Below are 23,721 nucleotides of genomic sequence, written 5' to 3' on the forward strand. Positions count from 1 at the left end.
TACAGCTAGTTACGATCCAAAGTTGTGACGACACGCAATTCAATCTCGGGGTCCACAAGCCCCGAGTAGCCGCTCGCACCAAAGGCGTGCCGGTCGAATGATCCGGTAATGAGTACAATTAGTTCACTAAGGTCACCGACCTCAGAGCCTCGTTGCCTGAAAATCTCTGCATTCAAGGTTACAGGCTGTGTCGTGCCTCGCAGTGTAAGTTGTCCGTTCAATTGCGCCTTGGTGCCGTTTTGAACAATCGAGCCACTCCTAAAAGTGGCTGTTGGGAATTGGCCGGTGGCAAGAACTGACTCAGATTTGATCGCTTCCGTTAAAGGGCCAAATCCAGTGCTCACACCGGACACATTAAACGTAACCGAGATGTCAGAGTTCGAAAGATCTTGAAAATCCAAAGCTACATCTGCGTTCGAAATAGGTATTTCACCTGCAAATTCAGACCCCTGTAGATCATAAGTGAAGTCGATGCGCGATTCTGACAGGTTCAAGTCATAGCTTTGAGGAGCGGCTGCGACCTGCGTCGCGAAGAGGGTTAAGAAACAAAGCGAAGAAATTTTATTCATGGGAGGGAATCCTTTCTGCTTCCGCTAAGTTAGCGCATCTTCGATCACAGACCGCTCAAACTTATGAAACCTGACAAACACCAAAACCCGACAAGAACTGTCGTTGTTTGACTATGCACCGCATGTTTTTCGGGCCAGTTTGCTTTCAAACTGAAAGAGGATCGATCAATGAAAACTTCCACTCGCGTTGTCGTCATCGGTGGTGGCGTTGTCGGATGCTCTGTCCTCTACCATCTAACAAAACTCGGCTGGTCTGACGTCGTCCTTCTAGAGCGTTCCGAACTCACCTCCGGCTCTACGTGGCACGCGGCGGGTGGCTTTCACACTCTGAACGGCGATACCAATATGGCCGCGCTGCAAGGCTACACCATCAAGCTCTATCGTGAGTTAGAAGAGATCACCGGCATGTCCTGCGGTCTGCACCACGTCGGCGGCGTTACTCTTGCTGACAATCAAGATCGTTTTGACATGCTCGTCGCCGAACGGGCCAAGCACCGTTACATGGGGCTGGAAACCGAAATCGTTGGTCCGGACGAGATCAAAAAAATCGCTCCGATCACCAACACCAAAGGTATCATCGGAGCTCTTTACGATCCTCTCGACGGCCACCTCGATCCATCCGGCACCACCCACGCCTACGCCAAGGCCGCGCGAATGGGCGGCGCAGAGATCGAGCTTCACACCAAGGTCGAAAAAACCAATCAGCGGCCAGACGGCACATGGGACGTCGTGACGAATAAAGGCACAATCCATGCCGAACATGTGGTCAATGCTGGTGGGCTATGGGCGCGCGAAGTTGCCGCCTTGGCTGGAATTTATACGCCTCTCCACCCGATGGAGCACCAATATATTGTTACTGATGATGTGCCTGAAATCTACGAACGTGACACCGAGCACCCGCATGTGATGGACCCAGCCGGCGAAAGTTATTTAAGGCAAGAAGGGCGCGGGCTTTGCATAGGGTTCTATGAACAACCCTGCAAACCATGGGCTGTTGATGGCACGCCTTGGGATTTTGGCCATGAGCTCTTGCCCGACAACCTCGATAAGATCGAAGCCTCGATCGAATTTGCCTACCGACGGTTTCCGATCCTCGAACGCTCTGGCGTGAAATCCGTAATCCACGGGCCCTTCACCTTTGCCCCAGACGGCAACCCGCTCGTTGGCCCTGTCCCAGGCGTGCGCAACTACTGGTCTGCCTGCGGCGTCATGGCTGGCTTCAGCCAAGGCGGCGGGGTTGGCTTGATGCTGGCGCAATGGATGATCGAAGGCGAATGCGAACGCGACGTGACTGCGATGGATGTTGCGCGCTACGGCAAATGGATCACGCCGGGCTACACGCGCCCGAAGGTGACCGAAAACTACCAAAACCGCTTCTCCGTCACCTACCCCAACGAAGAACTCCCCGCCGCACGCCCTCATCGCACCACGCCGATGTATGACATCTTCTCTGATCTCGGAGCCGTGTGGGGCCATCAATTCGGATTGGAAGTCGCCAACTACTTCGCCCAAGGCGACGAACCCACCTACGAAGCACCTTCCTTCCGCCGCTCCGACGCCTTCGACGCAACCGCGAGAGAGGTCAAAGCCGTCCGCGAAAGTGTCGGGATCAACGAGATTCAGAACTTCGGCAAATTCGCAATCACCGGCCCCAATGCCCGTACATGGCTCGACAATATCATGGCAGGTCGCATCCCGAAACCAGGCCGAATGACGCTCACGCCGATGCTCAGCCCCAAAGGCAAGCTGCTGGGAGATTTCACCGTCAGCTGCTTTGCGGAAGGTAACTTCCAACTCACTGCCAGCTATGGCTATCAGGAAATCCATTACCGCTGGTTCATGCAGCACATTGAAGATGGCGTGCGCGTCCGCAACGTCAGCGACCGGCGCACCGGCTTCCAGATAGCCGGACCCAAATCGCGAGACCTGCTGGCCGCCTGCACCCGTGACGCCACTGATCTGAAATTCCTCGACGTTCGTCAAATGACTATCGGCCAAGTCACCTGTACCGTTCAACAGGTCAGCTACACCGGCGATCTGGGTTTTGAAATCTATTGCGATCCAATGGATCAACGGCAACTCTGGTCGGTACTTTGGGCAGCAGGTCAACCCATGGGGCTCACTGCCTTTGGAATGCGGGCCATGATGTCGCTTCGTTTGGATCGCCATTTTGGATCGTGGCTACGTGAGTTCTCGCCAGATTACACTGCCGCAGAAACCGGCATGGATCGCTTCATTCAATGGTCTAAGAATACTGATTTCATTGGTCGTGCAGCGACCGAATCTGAACGTGCGACCCCACCAGACCGCACAGCTGTCGTGTTCGAAGTGGACGCTGATGATGCAGATGTAACCGCTTATGAGCCTGTTTTCATTGATGACGAAGTGATAGGGTTCTGCACTTCTGGCGGATACAGCCACCACCAAGGCAAGTCAATTGCGATGGCGTTGATACCTCGTGAAGTTGCAAAGGAAGGCCTCAAAGTGAAGATTGAGATCCTTGGACAACTCAGAAGCGCGTCACTGATTACGTCACCACTATTTGAACCAAAAGGCGTGGTCTTTGACGGGTAAGCGCACTAGCTTTCCTACATGACGCCAATTTTGATACTTGCAGCCGGCACCTCAAGCCGAATGTCCGGCAAGGACAAACTACTGCAAGACATCGATGGAACTCCATTGCTGTTGCGAACCGCCAGACGAGCGATCGCGGCAGGAAAACCTGTATTCGTCGCCATTCCAGGCCCTTGGCATCCGCGCTACCAGCTCCTCCGAAGTGAACCTGTCGCATGCTATGATATTCCGGACGCGAAAGAAGGAGTTGGTGGAACACTCAGAGGGTCAATCAAGCGCCTTCCGCCCTGCTCCGCCTTCATGATCTTGCTGGCCGACATGCCGGACATTGAAACTGCGGACATGTTGCGTCTGTTCGAGGAAAAACAGCGCCACCCAGCGGCAAAAATTGTTCGTGCAACCACGGAGACTGGGTTGCCTGGCCACCCAATACTGTTCGATAGCAGCCTAAGGCCCGATTTTGAGAAAATTAGCGGAGATCAGGGTGCTGTTGAAATCGTTAAGCGATTCCAAGACCAAACGACGCTCGTTCCGCTGGACGGAGACAGAGCACGTTTAGACCTCGATACACCGGAAGATTGGCGGAAATTTGAGAAAAGACGCACAAAAGAACTATCCAATTGACGTAAGGGTCAATTGGAACGAGGGTATTCAAAATTAAGGACCTCGCGGAAAGTCAAATTTACTTTTTTCCGCAACTATTAACATACACTTTACTTTTTACAGGGACGCTCAGTGTCTTGGCCAAACACCAGAGCAAACCTTTAAGGGACCAATATGATTAAAAACCCGAAATTAATTTCAAAGGCTGAGTTTACGGTAGATATGATCGAAACGCTTCAGCAGTATTTTGAAGCATATGAAGTAGACGGTGTCGTTGAAGTAGAGGTGACATCGGAAGGCTTATGGTTGCCTAACCCAGAGACAGGAGGCCGCCAGTTCTTGGGCCGTGCGAAGCTGGAGCAACAAGTTCAGCACCCGCGACAATAGATTTCGTAAGATTTTGAAGCTCAATCCGAATTCTCCAGAATTTCCCTGTTTGAGCGATTGACCCTCTTCAACTTGCCCGTTAGGACACCCAAACGTGCCGATGTGGCGGAATGGTAGACGCAGGGGATTCAAAATCCCCCGATGGCAACATCGTGAGAGTTCGAGTCTCTCCATCGGCACCAACCTTCCGCAAATAGCCAGACAAACTTGACGCCACCAATATCCCATGGCCTAAGCAGTGCAGAGGCATTTCGAGGACCAAATGATAAGACGGCTCTACGATTGGACGATGGGCTTGGCCGAGTCACCCTACGCGATCTGGGCACTAGCTATCGTCGCCTTTGTCGAATCCTCGTTCTTTCCGATCCCACCAGACGTCTTAATGATCCCAATGATCATCGCCCGCCCCAACCGTGCATTCCTCATCGCCGGCGTCGCGACAGTTGCATCGGTCCTAGGCGGACTTTTTGGCTACTACATCGGCTATTCGCTTTTTGAGCTCATCGGCCAACCGATCTTTGATTTCTATGGTAAAGCCGACAGCGTCGCGGCCTTCTCTGAGAACTACAACGCCTATGGCGCATGGGCGGTGCTGATCGCTGGCGTGACCCCCTTCCCGTTCAAGGTCATCACGATCATGTCGGGAGTAACGCAGCTATCGCTTACAGTATTTATCATTTCTGCAATCATCGCCCGCGCCCTTCGGTTCTTCATCGTTGCGACGCTGTTGTGGAAATTCGGCGAACCGATCCGAGAGTTTATCGAAAAGCGCCTTGGTCTGGTTTTCACAGTGTTTTGCATCCTGCTAGTTGGAGGCTTTGTTGCCTTGAGGTTCCTATGACACGCCAGATGCGCACTACTCTTGCCGCCGCGGGCTCCTTCGCATTGCTCGCAGGTGCGTACATTTTTCAGTACTTAGGCTACCCGCCCTGCACCATGTGCTACTGGCAACGCTGGCCTCACTTCGCAGCAATCGCCATCGGTCTGGTCGCCTTCTTTGTTCCGGCGCGCGTGCTGGCCTACCTTGGCGCTCTAGCGGCGCTGACGACCTCCGCTATAGGGGTCTACCACACCGGCGTCGAACGGGATTGGTGGGAAGGCCCGTCGAGCTGCACAGGATCTGGCCTTGGAGGTCTTTCGGGAGACGATCTTTTGTCCACCGACGGTCCACGCCTCGTCATGTGTGACCAAGTCAGCTGGGAATTTCTGACGCTTTCGATGGCCAGCTGGAATGCCCTGTTCTCATTTGCTCTAGCATTGATCTGGCTGGCGGCGGCGCGAAAATCCTAGCCGCGCGGCACCGAGTACAAAACAAACCCATCCTTCCGCGCGACCTCTACACCACCTGTATCGAGGGCGAATACGTCTAGGTTTTCCATATCCTCGGGACACCCTACAAGATCAGCCATGTCATCAAGGAACTGATTGGTGAAAGCATCTTCACCTACTCGCCGACATTGATCCCCTACCGTGCGATACCCATCGCCAAAGAAAGGCAAATCCGTTTCGGGGATCGTTGGCATGGGATCGCAGGCCATAAGCCCAAAAACCGGCAAGAGAATGAAAGCACGCATAGAAATCTCCTTAAGCTATGCAAAAGAGCCTACCACAGAGCGCTACGAAACACCTGTCCAAATTTGAAACGGCCGGTTTGAGCACCCTTCCGCCCACTCACCTGCGCGTGGACAATAGGATGCTAGTTTCCGTTCGACCAATCGCATCAGTCCGACGAATGGCGGTCAAAGCCGCATCAAAATCTTCCAAGGTTTCCGCACCAATCTCAGCAATGTAATCCCATTTGCCGTTGGTCGAATGCACGGCTTGCACTTCTGGTCGCTTAAATAATGCCGCAGCGGCCCGCTCGCTTTGTCGCCCAGCGATCTCCAACATCATGAACCCCCTCACTGGATGCTCCTGCACGTCCGCCTTGGTTTGGACTGTGAACCCAACGATTTCTCCCGCTTCCGTCAGCTTCGCCAACCGCGCCCGCACCGTGTTTCTTTGCACGCCCAAATCAGCGGCCAATTCCGACAGCGGCGCCCGTGCATTACGGCGCAGTAATCGGATCAGTTGAGCATCCATTTTGTCCATTAATACCATCCATATCGATCAATATTCACTCGTTTCGCACGATTTGAAGGCTGGGTCGAGCATCAGTTTTGTCGGCATACTGCACCTATGACACAAAAGAACTGTATCCTCGTCGGTGTCCCGCTTGACTGTGGCAAAGCCCGCAACGGCTGCCTGATGGGGCCTGACGCCTACCGCACCGCAGGCCTCGCCGAAGCACTCGAAGCTCTTGGCCATTCCACTCAAGACATCGGCAATGTTGCCCCGGACCCTGTCCGAACCGCGAACGCCGGTCACCTGCATAAACTCGCTGAGAACATTGGCTGGACCAGCGCACTTCAACGCACCGCCCTAGATGTCGCACAAACCGGCTTCCCAATTTTTATGGGGGGAGATCATGCCCTAGCTGCCGGAACAGTCAGCGGCATGGCGGCCCATTGGGCGAAACAAGACCGGCCGTTCTTCGTCCTCTGGCTTGACGCCCACACTGACATCCACACGCCAAAAAGCACAGCAAGCGGCAACCTGCACGGCACTCCCGTTGGGTATTATATCGGCCGCGACGGGTTCGACGGTTTCCCAGACCTTCCTGACGCTGTCGATCCCAAGAACATCTGCATGATTGGGATCAGATCTGTCGATCCGGCGGAAAATGCCGTTCTGCAAAACCTCGACATTGACGTAGTAGACATGCGTCGCATCGATGAAACCGGCATCGCTACGCCCCTCGCCGCGTTCCTTGACCGAGTTAAAGCCGCGAATGGCGTCCTGCACGTGTCACTCGACGTTGACTTCATCGATCCGCTGCACGCCCCCGCCGTCGGCACCACGGTCCCCGGTGGTGCCACGGAACGCGAGGCGCATCTCGTGATGGAAATGCTTTCTGACAGTGGCCTCGTCCAGTCGCTCGACCTTGTTGAGCTTAACCCCTTCCTCGACGACCGCGGTAAAACCGCTAGCCTGATGGTCGACCTCACAGCGTCGCTCATGGGCCGCCGCGTCTTTGACCGACCAACACGGGATTACTCCTCATGACTTTAGAGCCATCCAAACTCGCAATGGTGCCCTTCGTCTCTGTCGAGAATATGATGAAGTTCGTCCATCACATTGGAATTGAACGGGTTCTTTGCGATCTCGCGCATGAGATCGAAGCCGATTTCAAGCGATGGGAACTCTTTGACAAGACCCCTCGCGTCGGCTCCCACTCTGATGTCGGCGTGATCGAACTCATGCCGACAAGCGATGGCGAGATGTATGGCTTCAAATACGTCAACGGCCACCCAAAGAACGCAGGCGAAGGCCTACAAACCGTCACCGCCTTTGGCCTGCTCGCTGACGTCTATTCCGGCTATCCCGTTATGTTGTCCGAAATGACGGTGCTAACGGCGCTGCGCACCGCTGCGATGTCGGCAGTTGCCACCAAAGCGCTCGCACCGAAAGGCGCAAAGATCATGGCGATGATTGGAAATGGTGCGCAATCCGAATTCCAATGCCTCGCGATTAAAGCCTACTGCGGGATCGAAACCGTGCGTCTCTATGACATTGACCCCGCCGCAACCGTGAAATGCGCCGCAAACCTTACCACGACTGGTTTGCGGGTCGAACCCTGCTCGTCCATCGAAGAGGTCGTCGAAGGCGCGCAGATCATCACTACCGCGACCGCCGATAAGGACATGCAACAAATCCTCACCGACAACCACGTCGGTGCAGGTGTCCATATCAACGCCATCGGAGGTGATTGCCCCGGCAAAACAGAGCTGCACCGCGATATTGTTTCGCGGTCTACGGTCTTCGTAGAATACCCTCCGCAAACGCGGATCGAGGGTGAAATCCAGCAGATGGACCCAGATCATCCAGTGACCGAGCTTTGGGAAGTCCTTGCGGGCAAAACCAACGGGCGGACGTCACTCAATGAGGTCACGCTTTTTGACGGCGTCGGCTTTGCGATCGAAGACTTCTCGGCACTGCGCTACGTCCACAGCTGGATTAAAGACACACCCTACTTTGACGACCTCGATATGATCGCCGACCCAGACGATCCGCGCGACCTTTTTGGGATGCTCCAACGCGCAAAATAACCGGCAGCGTATGTACGCTGTGTTTACAGGCTGTGTACGCCCTGTGTACTCAGTGCGACAGGTTTTTGACGCCCCGCCATTGCCCCCATATGCGGTGTCTGATATAAATTCCCCAACGAAATATGGCCTAGTGCAAAGGCCATTCACTGGGGACAATTTGCGTGAGCGACACACCAGAAACACCTGAAAACGAAGACGAAATCTCGATGGAGCGTCCTGCATACGACGGTCCAACGGTTTCGATCATGGACGAAATGAAAACGTCCTACCTCGATTACGCGATGAGCGTCATCGTTTCACGGGCGATTCCTGACCTTCGCGACGGGCTGAAACCGGTCCATCGCCGCATCATTTATTCGATGTACGAAAAGGGCATCACGCACGACAAAACCTACCGGAAATCGGCCAAATCCGTCGGCGACGTGATGGGCTCCTACCACCCCCACGGCGACAGCGCTATTTATGAGGCGCTGGTCCGCATGGCACAGGATTTCTCCATGTCGCTGCCTTTGATCGACGGTCAGGGCAACTTCGGCTCCATGGACGGCGATAACGCAGCCGCCATGCGTTACACCGAAAGCCGTTTGGAAAAAGTAACGGTCAATATGACCGATGATCTCGGCAAGGAAACCGTCGATTTTGTTGACAACTACGATGGCAAGGAGCGCGAACCGTCCGTGCTGCCATCCAAGTTCCCCAATATGCTGGTCAACGGCGCTGGCGGTATCGCGGTCGGCATGGCGACAAACATTCCTCCCCACAATTTGGGCGAAGTCATTGACGCGACCCTTGCGCTGACGGACAATCCAGATCTTACCAGCGAAGAACTTATCGAATACGTGCCGGGCCCCGATTTTCCGACCGGAGGCATCATGCTGGGCCGCTCAGGCGCTCGGAAGGCCTATTTGGAGGGCCGTGGCAGTGTGATCATGCGCGCCCGTACGGAGGTCGAAGAGCTTCGTAAGGACCGCTATGCCATCGTCATCACCGAGGTGCCCTACCAGGTGAACAAAGCCTCGATGATCGACCGCATCGCCGAAGCAGCGCGCGACAAACGCATTGAAGGCATTGCTCACGTGCAGGACGAATCCGACCGTAATGGCGTGCGGGTGGTCATCGAATTGAAACGTGACGCGACCGCTGAGGTCGTGCTGAACCAGCTGTTCCGCTTTACCCCGATGCAAACCTCCTTCGGCTGCAACATGTTGGCCCTGAACGGCGGCCGCCCTGAACAACTTACGCTCCGCAAATTCCTGACATCATTCATTGATTTCCGTGAGGATGTCGTCGCTCGCCGGACGGCCTATGAGCTGCGCAAGGCGCGTGAACGCAGCCATATCCTCTGCGGTTTGGCCGTTGCGGTGACGAACATCGATGAGGTCGTGAACACCATCCGTAGTTCTGCCGACGCAACGGAAGCGCGTGAAAAGCTTATGACGCGCCGTTGGCCTGCTGAATCGATCATGGAATATATCCAATTGATCGACGATCCGACCCACACGGCGAATGAGGACGGCACCTACAACCTGTCCGAAACACAGGCACGTGCCATCCTGGAATTGCGTTTGCAGCGCCTTACACAGATTGGTGTCAAAGAAGTCACGGACGAACTTCAAGAACTTGCCGCAAAGATTAGAGAATACTTGGAAATTCTTGGTTCTCGCGACCGGATCATGCAGATCATTCGCGATGAATTGACCAGCATCAAAGATCAATTCGCCGTGCCACGCCGTACCGAAATCGTCGATTGGTCCGGCGATATGGAAGACGAAGATCTGATCGAAAAAGAGGACATGGTCGTCACCGTAACCTCTGGCGGTTACATCAAGCGTACCGCCCTCGCCGACTTCCGTGCGCAACGCCGCGGCGGCAAAGGCCTGTCCTCTATGGCGACTAAGGACGAGGACGTTGTGACAACGCTCTTTGTCGCGAACACCCATACGCAACTGCTCTTCTTCACTACCGATGGGATGGTCTACAAGCTCAAGACCTGGCGTCTGCCGCTTGGGTCACGCACGGCCAAAGGCAAGGCGATTGTAAACATCCTGCCCATCCCGCAAGGGGTGTCCATCGCTGCTATTATGCCTGTCGACCGACCCGAAGAAGAATGGGCGGATCTTCAAGTCGTTTTTTCCACTGACGCTGGAACAGTGCGCCGTAACGCCTTGTCAGACTTCACAAATGTGAAATCAAACGGCAAAATTGCAATGAAGTTTGAAGGCGATAGCGAGGGCTGGTCGCTGATCGATGTACGCATTGCTTCAAACGACGATGACGTGATGTTGACGACTGCATCAGGTCGCGCGATCCGCTTCCCTGCGACGGATGTGCGAGTTTTCACCAGCCGCTCCTCCACAGGTGTACGTGGTGTGAAGTTGACCGGTGATGATAAAGTTGTCTCCATGTCGATCATCCGTCACTTCGTCGCCGACCCAGAAGAACGTGCAGCTTACCTCAAAATGCGCCGCGCCATGGCGGGCTTGGCCGATGACGCTGACAACGATGATGACGAAGATGGTGTCACCGGTGCGATCAGTCAGGAACGTTATGCTGAAATGTCAGCGGCCGAAAACCTGATACTTACCGTTACAGAACAAGGCTCTGGCAAGCTTTCCTCAAGTCATGACTACCCTGTCCGCGGACGCGGTGGCATGGGCGTCGCTGCGATGGATAAGGCAATGCGCGGCGGCGATCTCGTCAGTTCTTTCCCTGTGGAAATGGGAGATCAGATCATGCTCGTCACTTCAACTGGTCAATCCATCCGAGTGCCCGTCGAAGGCATCAGCTTCCGCAGTAGAAGCGCTGGTGGCGTCAAGGTGTTTGACACCGCTAAGGGCGAAACGGTCGTTAGCGTGGCCTGGATTGCCGAGCAAGACGACGATAGCGACGAAACTGATACACCTTCGGAATAGTTTAAAACTCAGAAAATCATGTGTTGTTGCCTCAGAGGTGAACCGTTAGGTTCGCCTTAAGGGGTCTCAGAACCTCACTATAAAATTGAGGCGAGCACATGTTCTATAAAACAGCCGTATGCGCAGCGGCGATTTCTGCGTTTTCTACAGTTTCATACGCACAGCAATTCGGTGGCGAGCTCGGTTTGAGCTATGCTTACCCAAGTGAGGGTGGAGATTTATCTATCACCGAATATTTTGGAGCGGCGGAATATAATTTTTACCAGAGATTTGCGATCGGCGCTGATTTGACGGGTTACAGCATCGAAGATACAGACCTAACCTTCGCCAGTTCCACGCTTCATTTTATTTACCATCTTAACAACTTCAGCTCCGTAGGCGTCTTTACTGGCCGAGATGTTATCGGCGATTCTGATACTGATGAAACACGCTCAAGCAACATAAATGGCATTGAGGCTGGCGCAGCTTACGAACAATTCGAAGTTGAGGGATATGTCGCTATGGTATCCGGTGGTGACGAAGAGCCAATGATGTTTGGCGTTGATGGTTTGTATCACATAAATGATCAGTTCTCGGCCTTTGTTGAATTTGATGTGGCAAATGGGGATGACTTTGACGCAAGTCGTTTGGCGATCGGTGGAACCTATGAAATTCGTAATGGCCCAGAACTTTATGCTCAAGTCGGTCAACGCTCCGCAGAAGCTGCAGGCGCTGAAGACGAAAGCAATTTCATCGAGCTTGGCGCTAAGATCCAATTCGGAACCAATCGCGGTACCACCTTTGACGGTCGCAGCTTCTTTGAGCTGATCCCTAATTTCTAAACCCCTTTGCATTTGCCCGCGGTTGGCCTAAATCGCGGGCATGAGCAATATATTGAACATCATCGGCGGCGGGATGGCCGGATCTGAGGCGGCGTGGCAGGCAGCGAACTCTGGAATTGACGTTGTTATCCACGAAATGCGCCCGAAAGTCGAAACTTTCGCCCATCGTACCGGGAACCTGGGCGAGATGGTCTGTTCAAACTCTTTCCGGTCTGACGATCACGAGCAAAACGCGGTTGGCCTCCTTCATTGGGAAATGATGCAAGCCAACGGGTTGATTATGCACACAGCTCATAAGCACCGTTTACCAGCTGGTGGCGCGCTGGCTGTGGATCGTGATCCATTTGCTGAAAGCGTAACCAAGGCCCTGAAGGATCACCCTAGAATTTCCGTTTCATATGAAGAGATTACAGAGCTGCCTTCTGATGGAAATTGGATCATCGCCACTGGGCCTCTGACATCTGGTTCTCTTGCTGAGGCCATCAAAAATGAAACCGGCGCAGAAGCGCTAGCGTTTTTTGACGCTATCGCACCCATTGTCTACGCAGATAGCATTGATATGGATACGGCTTGGATGCAGTCCCGCTACGACAAGGGCGAGACGGAGGAAGAACGTACCGCCTACCTCAACTGTCCTATGACGAAGGATCAGTATGAGGGATTTATCGACGCTCTGCTCGCCGCCGACAAAACCGAATTCAAAGAAGGCGAAACGGCGAAATATTTCGACGGCTGCCTGCCCATCGAAGTGATGGCCGAACGGGGGCGCGAAACGTTGCGCTTTGGTCCGATGAAGCCTGTTGGCCTGACCAATGCCAATGATCCAAACAACAAACCTTACGCCGTCGTTCAGCTGCGCCGTGACAACGCGCTCGGGACACTTTTCAATATCGTTGGTTTTCAGACAAAGATGAAATATGGCGCGCAGAAGGATGCTTTTAAAACAATTCCTGGCCTCGAGAACGCAGAGTTCGCGCGCCTCGGCGGCATCCACCGAAACACCTTTATCAACTCTCCCACGTTACTTGATGAGCAGATGAGATTGCATTCGCGCCCAAACATTCGTTTTGCAGGGCAGATAACTGGGGTCGAAGGCTACGTTGAAAGCGCTGCTATGGGGCTTTTGGCGGGTCGCATGGCTGTTGCAGAGATGACTGGTCAAGCTTTGGATCCTGTCCCACACACAACTGCCATGGGCGCGCTTGTTACGCATATCACTGGAGGTGCTGACGCAAAGACGTTCCAACCGATGAACGTGAACTTCGGGCTATTTCCTCCGATCGACGGCGTCAAAGGCGGTCGTAAAGGCCGCAAAGACAGGTACAAAGCCTACACAGACCGCGCTAAGGCGGATTGGAACGCTTGGCTCGCACAAAAGTCACTGGACGCGGCTTAATCTTCCGCATTAGCCTCTTGTCATGACTGATAAGAACGTCCTCCGCCCACAACTTTGGAAACCTCGCACGGTTGAGGAAACCATCTCTGTCTATGCAGATTGGGCGGATACCTACGACAAGGAAGTCACCGAACGCGGATATAAAACTCCCGCGCGGCTTGCTGATGTCCTTGCGAAATTCGCTGATAAACAAAGCCTTGTCTTGGATTTTGGATGTGGTACGGGCATTTCCGGCGCTGCGTTGAAAACCCTGGGCTTTGAGCATCTTCATGGAACGGACATCACCGCAGAAATGCTCGACAAGGCAACCGCGTCTGGTTTGTACGAAAAGACATGGCTTTCCACAGCCGGAGATATGGATTTCGAACAAGGCTCTTATGAAGTCATCGTCGCAGTAGGTGTTGTAAGTCTGGGCGCCGCGCCGCCAGAAACGTTATCTGCTTTGATCGATAAACTTGGAATTGGCGGATATTTGGCGTTTTCGTACAATGGCCCAACTCTCGAAGATGGTAGCTATGTCAAAGCGTTAGACGATGAAATTGCCAGCGGTCGTGTAGAATGCCTCTTCCGTAAAAATGGCCCACATCTAGAAGATGTCGGTATGAATTCGGATATCATCGTCCTGCGCCGCAAGTGATAACACGCTTTGCACCGTCACCCACTGGTCCCTTGCACCTTGGGCACGCCTATTCGGCATTATTAGCTCACGATATGGCTCGATCAGCGGGTGGAACGTTTCTTTTGCGGATCGAAGATATCGACCAATCGCGCGCAAGACCCGAATGGGAAGCACAGATCTACGATGATTTGGAGTGGCTTGGCATCACGTGGGATACACCAGTGATGCGCCAATCCGATCGCCTGGGATCTTATCGGGACGTTTTGAAACAGATGTGGTGGGATGGGTTACTTTACGCCTGCTCTTGCAATCGGCGCGACATACAAGAGGCAGCATCGGCACCTCAAGAAGGCGCCGTAAATTACGGCCCTGATGGAATAATTTACCCTGGGACCTGTCGAAATTCTGTGACGGATCGAGATCACTACCCATCTGAACCACCTCCTGACAAAGCGCTTCGATTGGATTGGTCAACCTTCCCGAAGGGCGCACTGGAGGGTCTGTCTTTCCAAGAAACCGGAAGTGGGAACGACGAAAAACACCGTGTCGATCTCGATCACCTCGTCAGAAACGTCGGCGACGTTGTTCTTGCGCGTAGGGAGATGGGCACATCTTATCATCTGTCCGTTGTGCTCGATGACGCGGCGCAGGGCGTCACGCATGTTGTCCGTGGTGAAGACCTATTCGATGCAACTCACATCCACGTCGCGCTCCAAGCGGGCATGGGCTTGCCGACGCCCGTTTATAATCATCACCGACTGATCCGCGATAACGACGGAAAGAGGCTCGCAAAACGAGATGACGCTAGAGCCATCTCAAAATACCGTACAGATGGCGCATCCCCCAATGATATCAGAGCGTTGATCGGTCTCACTAAATCATAGGTTTGAGGATTTCGACCTCTTCACCGCTTTCAATTGCGGTATAGAAACAACTTCTGCGGCCAGTGTGACACGCCGGTCCTTCCTGATTGACCTCAACCAAGATGCAATCCCGGTCGCAGTCGATCTTAAAGTCCACGAGCGCTTGCGTATGGCCACTGGTCGCACCCTTGACCCAAAACTCCTGGCGCGAGCGGGACCAATAGGTCACTTGCCGCGTCTCGAGCGTTTGTTGAATACTTTCTGCATTCATCCACGCCATCATCAAGACTTCCCCTGATTTCGCATCTTGCGCGATGGCTGGAATAAGCCCTGCGTCATTATACGTCAGTGTGGCCGGATCAAATTTCATTGTGATGTCTTTCCCTAAAACGGATTGAGCCCTATCTATTGGGCAGACGAACGAAGGGCAATTCCTATGTCTGACACAGACCTCATGAAGCTGTATTCGCAACGCATTTTAGCGTTGGCGGCGGACATGCCCCATACCGAACGTTTGGACGCGCCTACAGCAACGGCCAAGAAGCGGTCCCCGCTCTGTGGGTCTACCGTTACCGTTGACATCGCACTCTCTGATGGTGTGGTGATTGACTACGGTCAAGACGTGAAGGCCTGCGCACTTGGACAAGCCGCGGCAGCTGTAGTTGGAGCGAATATTATCGGGTTGACCGAAGATCAAATCCAAACCGGCCGTGACCAACTTTTTGCAATGTTGAAAGAAGACGGCAATGCTCCGAGTGCACCGTTCTCTGACTTGGAGGTTTTACAACCTGCTAAGGATTATAAGAACCGGCACGCTTCGATCATGTTGGCGTTTGACGCCACATTAGACGCGCTAGAGAACGCGAAGGCCGCTTCCTAAACCGCTACCTTAAAAGAAAAAACCGCCGCTTACCTAGGGTAAAGGCAGCGGCGGCAGGAATTGGGTCTTTTATCCGGCGGTCCATAAGGGGCAGGCAAACCCCGGGTGATATGGACATGGGACAGGCAGGTCACAGACGTCCAATTTTGCGGGACAAAGACGTCAAGAAGCCGGACAAAAGACCGTGGCAGGTCAGACCATCCCGGGCAAGGACAGACCGACAAACAAAATCACCAACAAAGCCACGGCACCCAAAGCATCACCAATGATTGTATCACTGGACCGGATCACAACTGATTTGATTTCCTTAGCCATTGGGCGGCTCCTGCACTCTGTTCGTTTTGTTGCCTCTTTGTTCTCATATGGTTAAGTGCATGTAAAGAACTTTTTAAGAACATTTGTGAACATAATGTTCCACTTTAAGTTAACCCACTGAAATCAAACGAATAGCTTTGTCCTGTTCCATCAGCCAAAGAAGAACACGCGCCGCCTGCCCGCGTTCTGTTTCGAGGCTGGGGTCATCATGCAGCAGTTTGCGTGCATCTTTCTGAGCCCTAGCCATAAGGGCCGTCTGGCTTTCAAGGTCTGCTATGCGGAAACGTGGCAGACCAGATTGCGCAGTGCCGATCACATCGCCTGCCCCACGTATTGCTAAGTCTTCTTCAGAAATCCTGAAGCCATCTTCCGTCTCGCGCAGAATCTCAAGCCGCCGGCGTCCGGTTTCCGTCAGTGGATTTTGATAAAGCATCAAACAAGTCGATGCTTCCGCACCCCGCCCCACGCGCCCCCTGAGCTGATGAAGTTGTGCTAAACCAAAGCTCTCTGCCCGTTCGATCATCATAATCGATGCATTGGGCACGTTCACGCCAACCTCAATCACTGTCGTTGCAACCAACACCGGCGTTTCACCAGCCACGAATTTCGCCATGGCCTCATCTTTCTCAGCGAGGGGCATCTGCCCATGGACAAGCCCAACCACACCCTCGCCCAAGGCCGCGCGCAAGTGTTTGAACCGCTCCTCCGCCGCGGTCATGTCCATGACTTCGGATTCCTCGACCAAGGGGCAAACCCAATAGGCTTGTTTACCGTCCGCCACAGCTTTGCGAAGTTTTTCAACGACTTCGTCTAGCCTGTCGGTTGAGACCAAAGCCGTTTGCACCGGCGTCCGTCCGGGCGGTTTTTCGTCGAGGATACTGACATCCATGTCGCCGTATTGTGCAAGCGCCAACGAACGAGGGATCGGTGTTGCCGTCATCACAAGAACATCAACCGCCTCGCCCTTGGCCCCCAATTGCATCCGTTGCGCGACACCAAAGCGGTGTTGCTCATCAATGACCGCAAGCCTCAAATCTTTGAACTCCACCCCTTTCTGAAAGACCGCATGAGTGCCGACCAGAATTTGAATGTCTCCTGCATCCAAGGCAACGAGTTTCTTTGCCCGCTCCGCACCCTTGTCCCGCCCCGTGAGGATTTCTAGAACCACACCAGCGCTTTCCGCCAGAGGCCGAAGCCCTTCCAAATGCTGCCGGGCCAGGATCTCGGTCGGCGCCATCAAGACACCCTGCCCGCCCGCCTCTACCACGGCCAAAAGCGCCATTATGGCTACAAGCGTTTTGCCTGAGCCAACGTCGCCTTGAAGAAGTCGGTTCATCCGAACCGGTTCCCTCAAATCACCAACGATTTCGCCAATAGCCCGTGTTTGCGCGCCAGTGGGGTCATAGCGCAGCGCCGCCAAGACCTTCTTTTGCAAAGCGCCCGTCGCTACAGACGCACGACCTTTTGCCCTGCGGGCCGTCGCGCGCGCCAAAGCCAACGTCAGTTGATGCGCCATCAATTCATCGTAGGCCAATCGCTCGCGGGACTTGTCTGTCGGAAGAACATTGGAAGCGGATTGAGGTGCATGCCCAGACGTGATCGCCAGATGCCAATCCGGCCATCTCTGCTGGGCTTTCAAACTCGGATCGATCCATTCTTGAAGCTCGGCCGTGCGCTCCAAAACCGATCGGGTGGCTTTCCACATGACTTTTTGCGTCACACCAGCCGTCAGAGGGTAAACGGGCTCAAAAGCTGGTATCTCATCAGCTTTATCGACCGGCAAAACATGCTCCGGATGCACCATCTGCGCGATGCTATCGAACACCTCCAACTTACCGGAAACGACACGTCTTTGACCTGTCGGGAAAAGCTTTTGAAGGTAGTCCCCACGTGCATGGAAGAACACCAGTTGAAAGCTGTCTTCGTTGTCCGACACCACAACCCGATAAGGGCGGCCTTTTTGTCGGTTCGGTTTATGGCCCTGAACGGTGACCTCAACTGTAATTGTCGCAGGGGGAACGAGGCCGCGGATACTGGAACGAAGCTGTCGATCAATGCCGGCGTAGGGCAAAGTGAACAGAAGGTCGCGCGGCTTTTCCACGCCTAGCCCTTCAAAGTTCTGCGCGGTCTTCGGGCCGATCCCATCCAGCTTCGTCAGGCTTCCAAAGAGCGGAAATAAGATTTCCGGCCGTGTGCTCATGTGTCACCGATGAGCGCTAGCCAGCCGTCCTCGTCGATGGTTTCAACACCAAGGTCCGCGGCTTTCTTGGCCTTTGACCCTGCACCGGGCCCAGCCACCAAAATGTCAGTTTTGCTGCTAACAGATCCAGACACCTTGGCGCCCAAGGCCTCTGCCCGCGCTTTGGCTTCTGCGCGCGTCATTTTTTCAAGCGTGCCTGTGAAGACCACTGTTTTTCCTGCGACTGGGCTATCCGAAGTGTCGGGCGCAGCTACGTCTTCGATGTCGAGTTGCGCAACAAGGGCGTCGATACTGTCCCGCTCCGAAGGGTGTTGCATCGCAGTGAGGACACTCTCTGCCATGACCGCGCCCACCCCGTCGATGCTGATCAAATCGTCCCACGACATGCCAATCCCAATCTTCGCCGCGTCCATCGCATCGGCAAAATTGCTCCAAGAGCCATAATGCTTCGCAAGAATGCTGCCTGCCGTTTCACCGACATGACGTATGCCCAGAGCGAAAATAACCCGATTGAGTGGGATTTTGCGTTTTTCATCGATGGCATCAAAAAGATTATTGGCGCTCCTTTCGCCCCAACCTTCTCGGTTCTTCAGCTGTTGAAGCCCGTCGCCATAGCGTTCCCGTAGGCGAAAAATATCAGCGGGTGTTTGGACCCAACCATCAGAATAAAACTGCTCGACCTGTTTTGAACCCAAACCCTCAATGTCAAAAGCCGCGCGGCCCACAAAATGTTTCAGACGTTCGACCGCTTGAGCAGGACAAATCAGACCGCCAGTGCAGCGATGTACCGCGTCGCCCGCTTCGCGAACGGCGGGTGAGTTACATTCGGGGCATCGATGCGGAAATTCAAAAGGTGTTGCGTCGTCAGGGCGACGCTTGAGGTCGACATCATTTATTTTTGGGATCACGTCGCCGGCGCGATAAACCTGAACCCAGTCACCGACACGAATGTCGCGGCCTTCTCGAATCGGTTCACCGTTTCCATCGCGACCGGCGATGTAATCTTCATTATGAAGCGTGGCATTTGAGACGACGACGCCGCCCACGGTGATCGGTTCCAACCGTGCCACCGGAGAGAGGGCTCCGGTACGGCCGACCTGTATGTCGATAGCCTCGAGCCGCGTCCACGCGAGTTCGGCGGGAAATTTATGCGCGATCGCCCAACGTGGGGTGGTTGAGCGAAAGCCCAGTCGGTTTTGCAAGGCAAGGTCATCGACTTTGTAGACCACGCCGTCGATATCATATCCCAGATCAGCACGGTTTACTTCGATATGGTGGTAATGCGCGAGCAACTCCGCCGTCGTATTGCAGGTCTTTGTAAGAAGGTTGATGCTAAACCCTAGGTCTGCGAGACGTTGAATTGCCGCCGACTGAGTAGATGCCAAAGGCGTAGACAGGTCTCCCCAAGCATAGGCAAAAAACTTCAACGGGCGTGACTTGGTGATGGTGGCATCTAACTGCCGAAGTGATCCAGCAGCCGCATTTCTGGGGTTGGCAAAAACTTTGTCACCCTTTTCGGTCTGCCTCGCGTTCAATGCGGCGAAATCTTCATGCGACATGTAGACTTCGCCACGGACCTCTAGCACTTCAGGCGCTCCCGTCAGGGTGTGAGGTACGTCATCGATGGTTTTCGCATTGGCTGTTACGTTTTCACCAGTTTCGCCATCGCCCCGTGTCGCAGCTTGAACAAGTTGGCCATTCTCGTACCGCAGTGACAGAGAAAGCCCGTCAATCTTCGGCTCCGCCGTGAATGCCAGCGGAACGCTTTCGCCTAAGCCAAGAAACTTGCGAACACCATTGGAGAAATCCTCGACGTCCTCTTCCTCAAAAGCATTCCCGAGAGACAGCATTCGGACGGCATGTTTGACCTTCCCAAAGCCATCTGAAACCGGCGCACCGACCTGATGAGTTGGACTGTCGGCCCGTTGTAGTTGGGGGAACCGTGTTTCTAGCGCAGTGTTCAAGCGCTTGAGTGTATCGTAGTCCGCATCCGAAAGGGTTGGAGCGTCCTCTGTGTGGTATTCAGTATTGGCTAGGTTGAGAATTGAAGACAGGTCCTCAAGCAGACCTGCAACATCTGTCTCCGACACGACAGACGGATCAAGTATAAGCAATCGACCAAGATCAACCGAAGAACGCTCTACTTTGGTCGTCATGGTCCTGCCCCTGATCAGATCTAAAACTTCCACTTTGGAAATTGTAGGTCCGCTTCAAGGACAGGTCCAGACGTCACATGCTTTATCGTGAGTGGGGCGTGTAAGAATGCGTTTAAGCAGTAACCGCCATTGGCTGTTTAACTTGCTTTGGTTCAGGATCGCGCAGCACATATCCGCGCCCCCAAACCGTTTCGATAAAGTTCTGACCACCGGTCGCTTCGCTCAGTTTCTTACGCAACTTACAGATGAATACGTCGATGATCTTAAGTTCTGGTTCATCCATCCCACCGTAAAGGTGGTTGAGGAACATTTCCTTGGTAAGAGATGTCCCTTTGCGTAAGGAAAGTAGCTCCAAAATCTGGTATCCTTTGCACGTTAGGTGGACGGTATTTCCCTGAACATCCACGGTCTTCGCATCAAGGTTAACGTTTACTGCGCCGGTCTTGATGATGGACTGGGCATGCCCCTTAGATCTGCGAATTATTGCATGAATACGAGCAATCAATTCCTCTCGCAAGAAGGGTTTCGTGAGGCAATCATCGGCACCAAACCCAAACCCACAGAGCTTACTTTCTGTGTCATCTTCACCTAATAATATTAGAATTGGTGTGTCGACACGAGCTAATCTCAGCTGACGTAAAACCTCATGCCCCGTCATATCCGGCAGGTTGATATCCAACAAAATCAAATCGTAATCATACAATTTTGCAAGGTCGACCCCCTCCTCACCATATTCGGTCGTGTAAACGTTCAAACTGGCGTGGCTGAGCATTAATTCGATGCTCTTTGCGGTGGTGGGATCATCTTCAACTAAAAGAACACGCATTCTACGCTCTCCAAAAATACGGACTGGTTTCAATAAACCTAAAAGCGGAATGGTTAACCGGGGGTTACCGCTTCGAGAAAAACAGTAACGACACACCCTATGGTTGTCTATAACGTTGAATGGTTGTTGCCTTTAACGCATCAATCACGTGTCTGGAGACCGCTGTTTCCCATTCGGTATATTCTTCTTCTGACAGTGAATACATCTCTAACGCGTCGCTGCGTTTGATCAAACCGCTCGAAACGGCAATGACTACTTTCGCCTTGCGCGACGCAACCCACCTTCGCGTTGATTGCGCTGGGAGATCCGCCCGTGTCATCACCGTACCATTCGGTAGTGTGACGGATCGCGGGCCGTCTATTTTCTTCAAATACATCTTCCTACTCACCCCTTGAGCGTTTTGAAGTGTCATCTTCTCCAAAGGGGTTTAAGGACTGGTAACTTGGCGGGGTTGGATATAGGTCAGATTTTCCTATATTTTCGTTCGAACTTGTTTTGGAAGCGACTTATGCCACTTGATCCGGCTCTCAATTCACTCGGTTTTGCGAAACCGCCCTCGGAAACGCGGGTGGTAGTTGCGATGTCGGGTGGCGTGGATAGCTCTGTCGTCGCTGCAATGCTTGCGGAAGAAGGCTATGATGTCGTTGGCGTGACGCTGCAACTCTATGACCATGGTGCGGCATTGGCCAAGAAAGGTGCCTGTTGCGCGGGTCGTGATATTCATGATGCGCGCCGTGTTGCGGAGGAAATGGGCTTCCCACATTACGTTTTGGATTACGAAAACACCTTCAAAGAAGCCGTTATTGATGAGTTCGCTGATAGTTATCTTGCTGGCGCAACCCCTGTGCCATGTATCCGTTGCAATGAGCGCGTCAAATTCAAGGATCTATTGGAAACCGCAAAGGATCTAGATGCCGATTGTATGGCGACCGGCCATTACATTCAACGCATGATGGGCTCCGATGGTGCTGAGCTGCACTGTGCAGCAGATCCGACCAAGGACCAGAGCTATTTCCTGTTCTCCACAACTCAGGAGCAATTAGACTTCCTGCGCTTTCCGCTTGGGCATCATCCATCGAAAGATGAAACTCGCAAGTTGGCTGCAAAATACGGTCTGAGTGTGGCCGACAAGCCGGACAGCCAAGACATTTGCTTTGTGCCGAACGGAAATTATGCGGCCGTGATTGAGAAATTGCGTCCCGGAGCAGCCGAGCCGGGAGAAATTGTTGATATCGATGGCAATGCACTCGGGACGCACAAGGGGGTGATCCACTACACCATCGGTCAAAGGCGCGGTCTGGGGATCGGCGGATTGTCTGATCCGCTTTATGTGGTGAAACTCGATGTAGACGCTAAGCAGGTGGTCGTTGGGCCGAAAGAACTGCTAGCAACGCGCCGCGTTCCTTTGCGCGAGATCAATTGGATTGGCGACGGCGGTTTTTTGTCCGGCGGTGAGCGTGAGATCGCGGTCAAAGTCCGCTCCACACGCCCGCCCACGGATGCTGTGCTCCGCCCGATTTCAGACACTGAGGCCGAGGTTGAACTTCTCGTTGCCGAAGAAGGCGTGTCCCCTGGGCAAGCCTGCGTCTTTTATGATCCTAAAAGCAGCCGTATCTTAGGCGGCGGCTGGATTTGGCGCGGGCACTAAGCCCGCTTAGCGCGAACCAATTCCTTTAAAGCTGCCGTTGGTCAGAGCATTAAATTTGGCCAAAATAAGGCGTTTGACACAATTTCTTCACAATCTACGCGGTAGTTGGTATGATTAGTTGGGCTTATTTTGCCCATTTTCTTAGTCAAAGGGGGTTTTTACCTTGAATATTAAACACTTATTAATTTCTTCCGCTATCGCCATCCCTCTAGCCGCAACATCTGCCACTGCTTCCACAGTATCGTTTGATGTGGATGGACCTGGATCAGAAGCTTTCATCTCAGGGCAATTATCGGCTGGTGCTGCAATATTTGCGGAGCCGTCGGCCGATCTCGACAATGAAATTTTTGATCTTGGCGTTGGGGACTCTTACAGCTTTGATTTTATTGACTTCTCGATTGTCGACGTTGAGAGTTTCATTGGTGGTGGGCTTTTTGCAGTAGAGGCTACTCTTGCATTTGAAGCTCCGGGCGGATCTGTCAGTGACTCAGGCTTTGGGGGGTTCGGCACCTTCGCTGGCTTCCTTAGCGGAGGTGTCCTCGAGTGGACGACCGGTACGCAACAAGTCTCTCTCGACGATGGCACAGTTTTTACTGTTGAGTTAGAAGAAGGTAGCGTTTTTGGTTTTGGAAATAGTGCTACAGCACAAGCAACCGTAACTCTCGACGTTGCACCGGTTCCGCTACCCGCATCATCGCTGCTCTTACTCGCTGGTCTGAGCGGCCTTGGCATCGCTGCCCGTCGCAAGCGCGCAGCTTAACATAAAACTGCCTCGCATTTGTGCGGGGCAGCACTCTATTTCCT

The 23,721-nt window shown here is 53.5% G+C and carries 24 protein-coding genes and 1 tRNA gene; 16 read left to right on the top strand and 9 right to left on the bottom strand.

All coding sequences use genetic code 11. The annotated features are described in order from the left end of the window. Window positions 1-5: 5 nt before the first annotated feature. The gene (locus BUA85_RS03310) at window positions 6-569 is read right to left on the bottom strand and encodes a YceI family protein (RefSeq protein ID WP_072899273.1); all 564 of its coding nucleotides are present in this window, start codon (window positions 567-569) and stop codon (window positions 6-8) included. Window positions 570-737: 168 nt separating this feature from the next. On the opposite strand from BUA85_RS03310, the gene BUA85_RS03315 reads away from it, so the two are divergent. From BUA85_RS03315 to BUA85_RS03335, 6 genes are all read left to right on the top strand, one after another. Further along, window positions 738-3,143 carry a GcvT family protein gene (locus BUA85_RS03315; RefSeq protein ID WP_072899275.1) on the top strand — a complete coding sequence of 802 codons (2,406 nt, stop codon included), beginning with the start codon at window positions 738-740 and terminating at the stop codon, window positions 3,141-3,143. Window positions 3,144-3,161: 18 nt separating this feature from the next. Then, window positions 3,162-3,767, top strand: coding sequence for a nucleotidyltransferase family protein (locus BUA85_RS03320; RefSeq protein WP_072899277.1), 606 nt, complete (start codon window positions 3,162-3,164; stop codon window positions 3,765-3,767). Window positions 3,768-3,920: 153 nt separating this feature from the next. Further along, entirely contained in the window at window positions 3,921-4,133 is a 213-nt protein-coding gene (locus BUA85_RS16665; RefSeq protein ID WP_131802757.1) for a hypothetical protein, read from the top strand. Window positions 4,134-4,229: 96 nt separating this feature from the next. Then, window positions 4,230-4,315, top strand: a tRNA-Leu gene (locus tag BUA85_RS03325). Between the two features lie 80 nt (window positions 4,316-4,395). Next, window positions 4,396-4,974 carry a YqaA family protein gene (locus BUA85_RS03330; protein ID WP_072899279.1) on the top strand — a complete coding sequence of 193 codons (579 nt, stop codon included), beginning with the start codon at window positions 4,396-4,398 and terminating at the stop codon, window positions 4,972-4,974. Next, a complete protein-coding gene (locus BUA85_RS03335; protein WP_072899281.1) occupies window positions 4,971-5,423 on the top strand; it encodes a disulfide bond formation protein B in 453 nt (150 codons plus the stop codon). The genes BUA85_RS03330 and BUA85_RS03335 overlap by 4 nt, the downstream gene beginning before the upstream one ends. Here the strand turns inward: BUA85_RS03335 and BUA85_RS03340 are convergent. Both BUA85_RS03340 and BUA85_RS03345 read right to left on the bottom strand, forming a co-directional pair. Continuing rightward, window positions 5,420-5,707: a hypothetical protein gene (locus BUA85_RS03340; protein ID WP_072899283.1), complete on the bottom strand. Its 288-nt coding sequence runs from the start codon at window positions 5,705-5,707 to the stop codon at window positions 5,420-5,422. The two genes, BUA85_RS03335 and BUA85_RS03340, sit on opposite strands and share 4 nt — an antisense overlap. 97 nt (window positions 5,708-5,804) lie before the next feature. After that, window positions 5,805-6,224, bottom strand: coding sequence for an Lrp/AsnC family transcriptional regulator (locus BUA85_RS03345; protein ID WP_072899285.1), 420 nt, complete (start codon window positions 6,222-6,224; stop codon window positions 5,805-5,807). Window positions 6,225-6,311: 87 nt separating this feature from the next. Here BUA85_RS03345 and rocF point away from each other — a divergent pair, with 87 nt between their 5' ends. The 7 genes from rocF to gluQRS all read left to right on the top strand — a co-directional run bounded on the left by rocF (window position 6,312) and on the right by gluQRS (window position 14,913). Next, window positions 6,312-7,238 carry an arginase gene (gene rocF / locus BUA85_RS03350; RefSeq protein WP_072899287.1) on the top strand — a complete coding sequence of 309 codons (927 nt, stop codon included), beginning with the start codon at window positions 6,312-6,314 and terminating at the stop codon, window positions 7,236-7,238. Then, complete coding sequence (locus BUA85_RS03355; RefSeq protein ID WP_072899289.1) at window positions 7,235-8,281, top strand: ornithine cyclodeaminase; 1,047 nt, start codon at window positions 7,235-7,237, stop codon at window positions 8,279-8,281. The genes rocF and BUA85_RS03355 overlap by 4 nt, the downstream gene beginning before the upstream one ends. Window positions 8,282-8,442: 161 nt before the next feature. Continuing rightward, a complete protein-coding gene (gyrA, locus tag BUA85_RS03360) occupies window positions 8,443-11,193 on the top strand; it encodes a DNA gyrase subunit A (protein ID WP_072899291.1) in 2,751 nt (916 codons plus the stop codon). Window positions 11,194-11,291: 98 nt separating this feature from the next. Beyond that, a complete protein-coding gene (locus BUA85_RS03365) occupies window positions 11,292-12,014 on the top strand; it encodes a hypothetical protein (protein WP_072899293.1) in 723 nt (240 codons plus the stop codon). A 40-nt stretch (window positions 12,015-12,054) separates the two neighbouring features. Beyond that, window positions 12,055-13,410, top strand: coding sequence for a methylenetetrahydrofolate--tRNA-(uracil(54)-C(5))-methyltransferase (FADH(2)-oxidizing) TrmFO (trmFO, locus tag BUA85_RS03370; protein WP_072899295.1), 1,356 nt, complete (start codon window positions 12,055-12,057; stop codon window positions 13,408-13,410). Between the two features lie 22 nt (window positions 13,411-13,432). Next, window positions 13,433-14,047 carry a class I SAM-dependent DNA methyltransferase gene (locus BUA85_RS03375; RefSeq protein WP_072899297.1) on the top strand — a complete coding sequence of 205 codons (615 nt, stop codon included), beginning with the start codon at window positions 13,433-13,435 and terminating at the stop codon, window positions 14,045-14,047. Next, a complete protein-coding gene (gluQRS, locus tag BUA85_RS03380) occupies window positions 14,044-14,913 on the top strand; it encodes a tRNA glutamyl-Q(34) synthetase GluQRS (protein ID WP_072899299.1) in 870 nt (289 codons plus the stop codon). The genes BUA85_RS03375 and gluQRS overlap by 4 nt, the downstream gene beginning before the upstream one ends. Here the strand turns inward: gluQRS and hisI are convergent. Then, complete coding sequence (gene hisI / locus BUA85_RS03385) at window positions 14,903-15,262, bottom strand: phosphoribosyl-AMP cyclohydrolase (RefSeq protein ID WP_072899301.1); 360 nt, start codon at window positions 15,260-15,262, stop codon at window positions 14,903-14,905. The genes gluQRS and hisI overlap by 11 nt on opposite strands. Window positions 15,263-15,328: 66 nt before the next feature. On the opposite strand from hisI, the gene BUA85_RS03390 reads away from it, so the two are divergent. Next, window positions 15,329-15,772, top strand: coding sequence for an iron-sulfur cluster assembly scaffold protein (locus tag BUA85_RS03390; protein WP_072899303.1), 444 nt, complete (start codon window positions 15,329-15,331; stop codon window positions 15,770-15,772). 192 nt (window positions 15,773-15,964) lie between these two features. Here the strand turns inward: BUA85_RS03390 and BUA85_RS17005 are convergent, their stop codons facing one another. From BUA85_RS17005 to sciP, 5 genes are all read right to left on the bottom strand, one after another. Beyond that, the gene (locus BUA85_RS17005; protein WP_278246375.1) at window positions 15,965-16,087 is read right to left on the bottom strand and encodes a hypothetical protein; all 123 of its coding nucleotides are present in this window, start codon (window positions 16,085-16,087) and stop codon (window positions 15,965-15,967) included. A 109-nt stretch (window positions 16,088-16,196) separates the two neighbouring features. Continuing rightward, window positions 16,197-18,287 (bottom strand): ATP-dependent DNA helicase RecG, encoded by a 2,091-nt coding sequence (recG, locus tag BUA85_RS03395; RefSeq protein WP_072899305.1) that lies wholly within the window; start codon window positions 18,285-18,287, stop codon window positions 16,197-16,199. Further along, window positions 18,284-20,443: an NAD-dependent DNA ligase LigA gene (ligA, locus tag BUA85_RS03400; protein WP_083526167.1), complete on the bottom strand. Its 2,160-nt coding sequence runs from the start codon at window positions 20,441-20,443 to the stop codon at window positions 18,284-18,286. The genes recG and ligA overlap by 4 nt, the downstream gene beginning before the upstream one ends. Window positions 20,444-20,555: 112 nt before the next feature. After that, window positions 20,556-21,269, bottom strand: a complete 714-nt coding sequence (gene ctrA, locus BUA85_RS03405; protein ID WP_072899307.1) for a response regulator transcription factor CtrA — start codon at window positions 21,267-21,269, stop codon at window positions 20,556-20,558. A gap of 97 nt (window positions 21,270-21,366) precedes the next feature. Beyond that, entirely contained in the window at window positions 21,367-21,645 is a 279-nt protein-coding gene (gene sciP, locus BUA85_RS03410; protein WP_072899309.1) for a CtrA inhibitor SciP, read from the bottom strand. A gap of 132 nt (window positions 21,646-21,777) precedes the next feature. On the opposite strand from sciP, the gene mnmA reads away from it, so the two are divergent. Beyond that, window positions 21,778-22,917, top strand: coding sequence for a tRNA 2-thiouridine(34) synthase MnmA (mnmA, locus tag BUA85_RS03415; RefSeq protein WP_072899311.1), 1,140 nt, complete (start codon window positions 21,778-21,780; stop codon window positions 22,915-22,917). Window positions 22,918-23,080: 163 nt separating this feature from the next. Beyond that, window positions 23,081-23,677 (top strand): VPLPA-CTERM sorting domain-containing protein, encoded by a 597-nt coding sequence (locus tag BUA85_RS03420; RefSeq protein ID WP_083526168.1) that lies wholly within the window; start codon window positions 23,081-23,083, stop codon window positions 23,675-23,677. Window positions 23,678-23,721 lie beyond the last annotated feature (44 nt).

The organism is Cognatiyoonia sediminum, from assembly GCF_900129845.1.
GTDB lineage: Bacteria > Pseudomonadota > Alphaproteobacteria > Rhodobacterales > Rhodobacteraceae > Cognatiyoonia > Cognatiyoonia sediminum.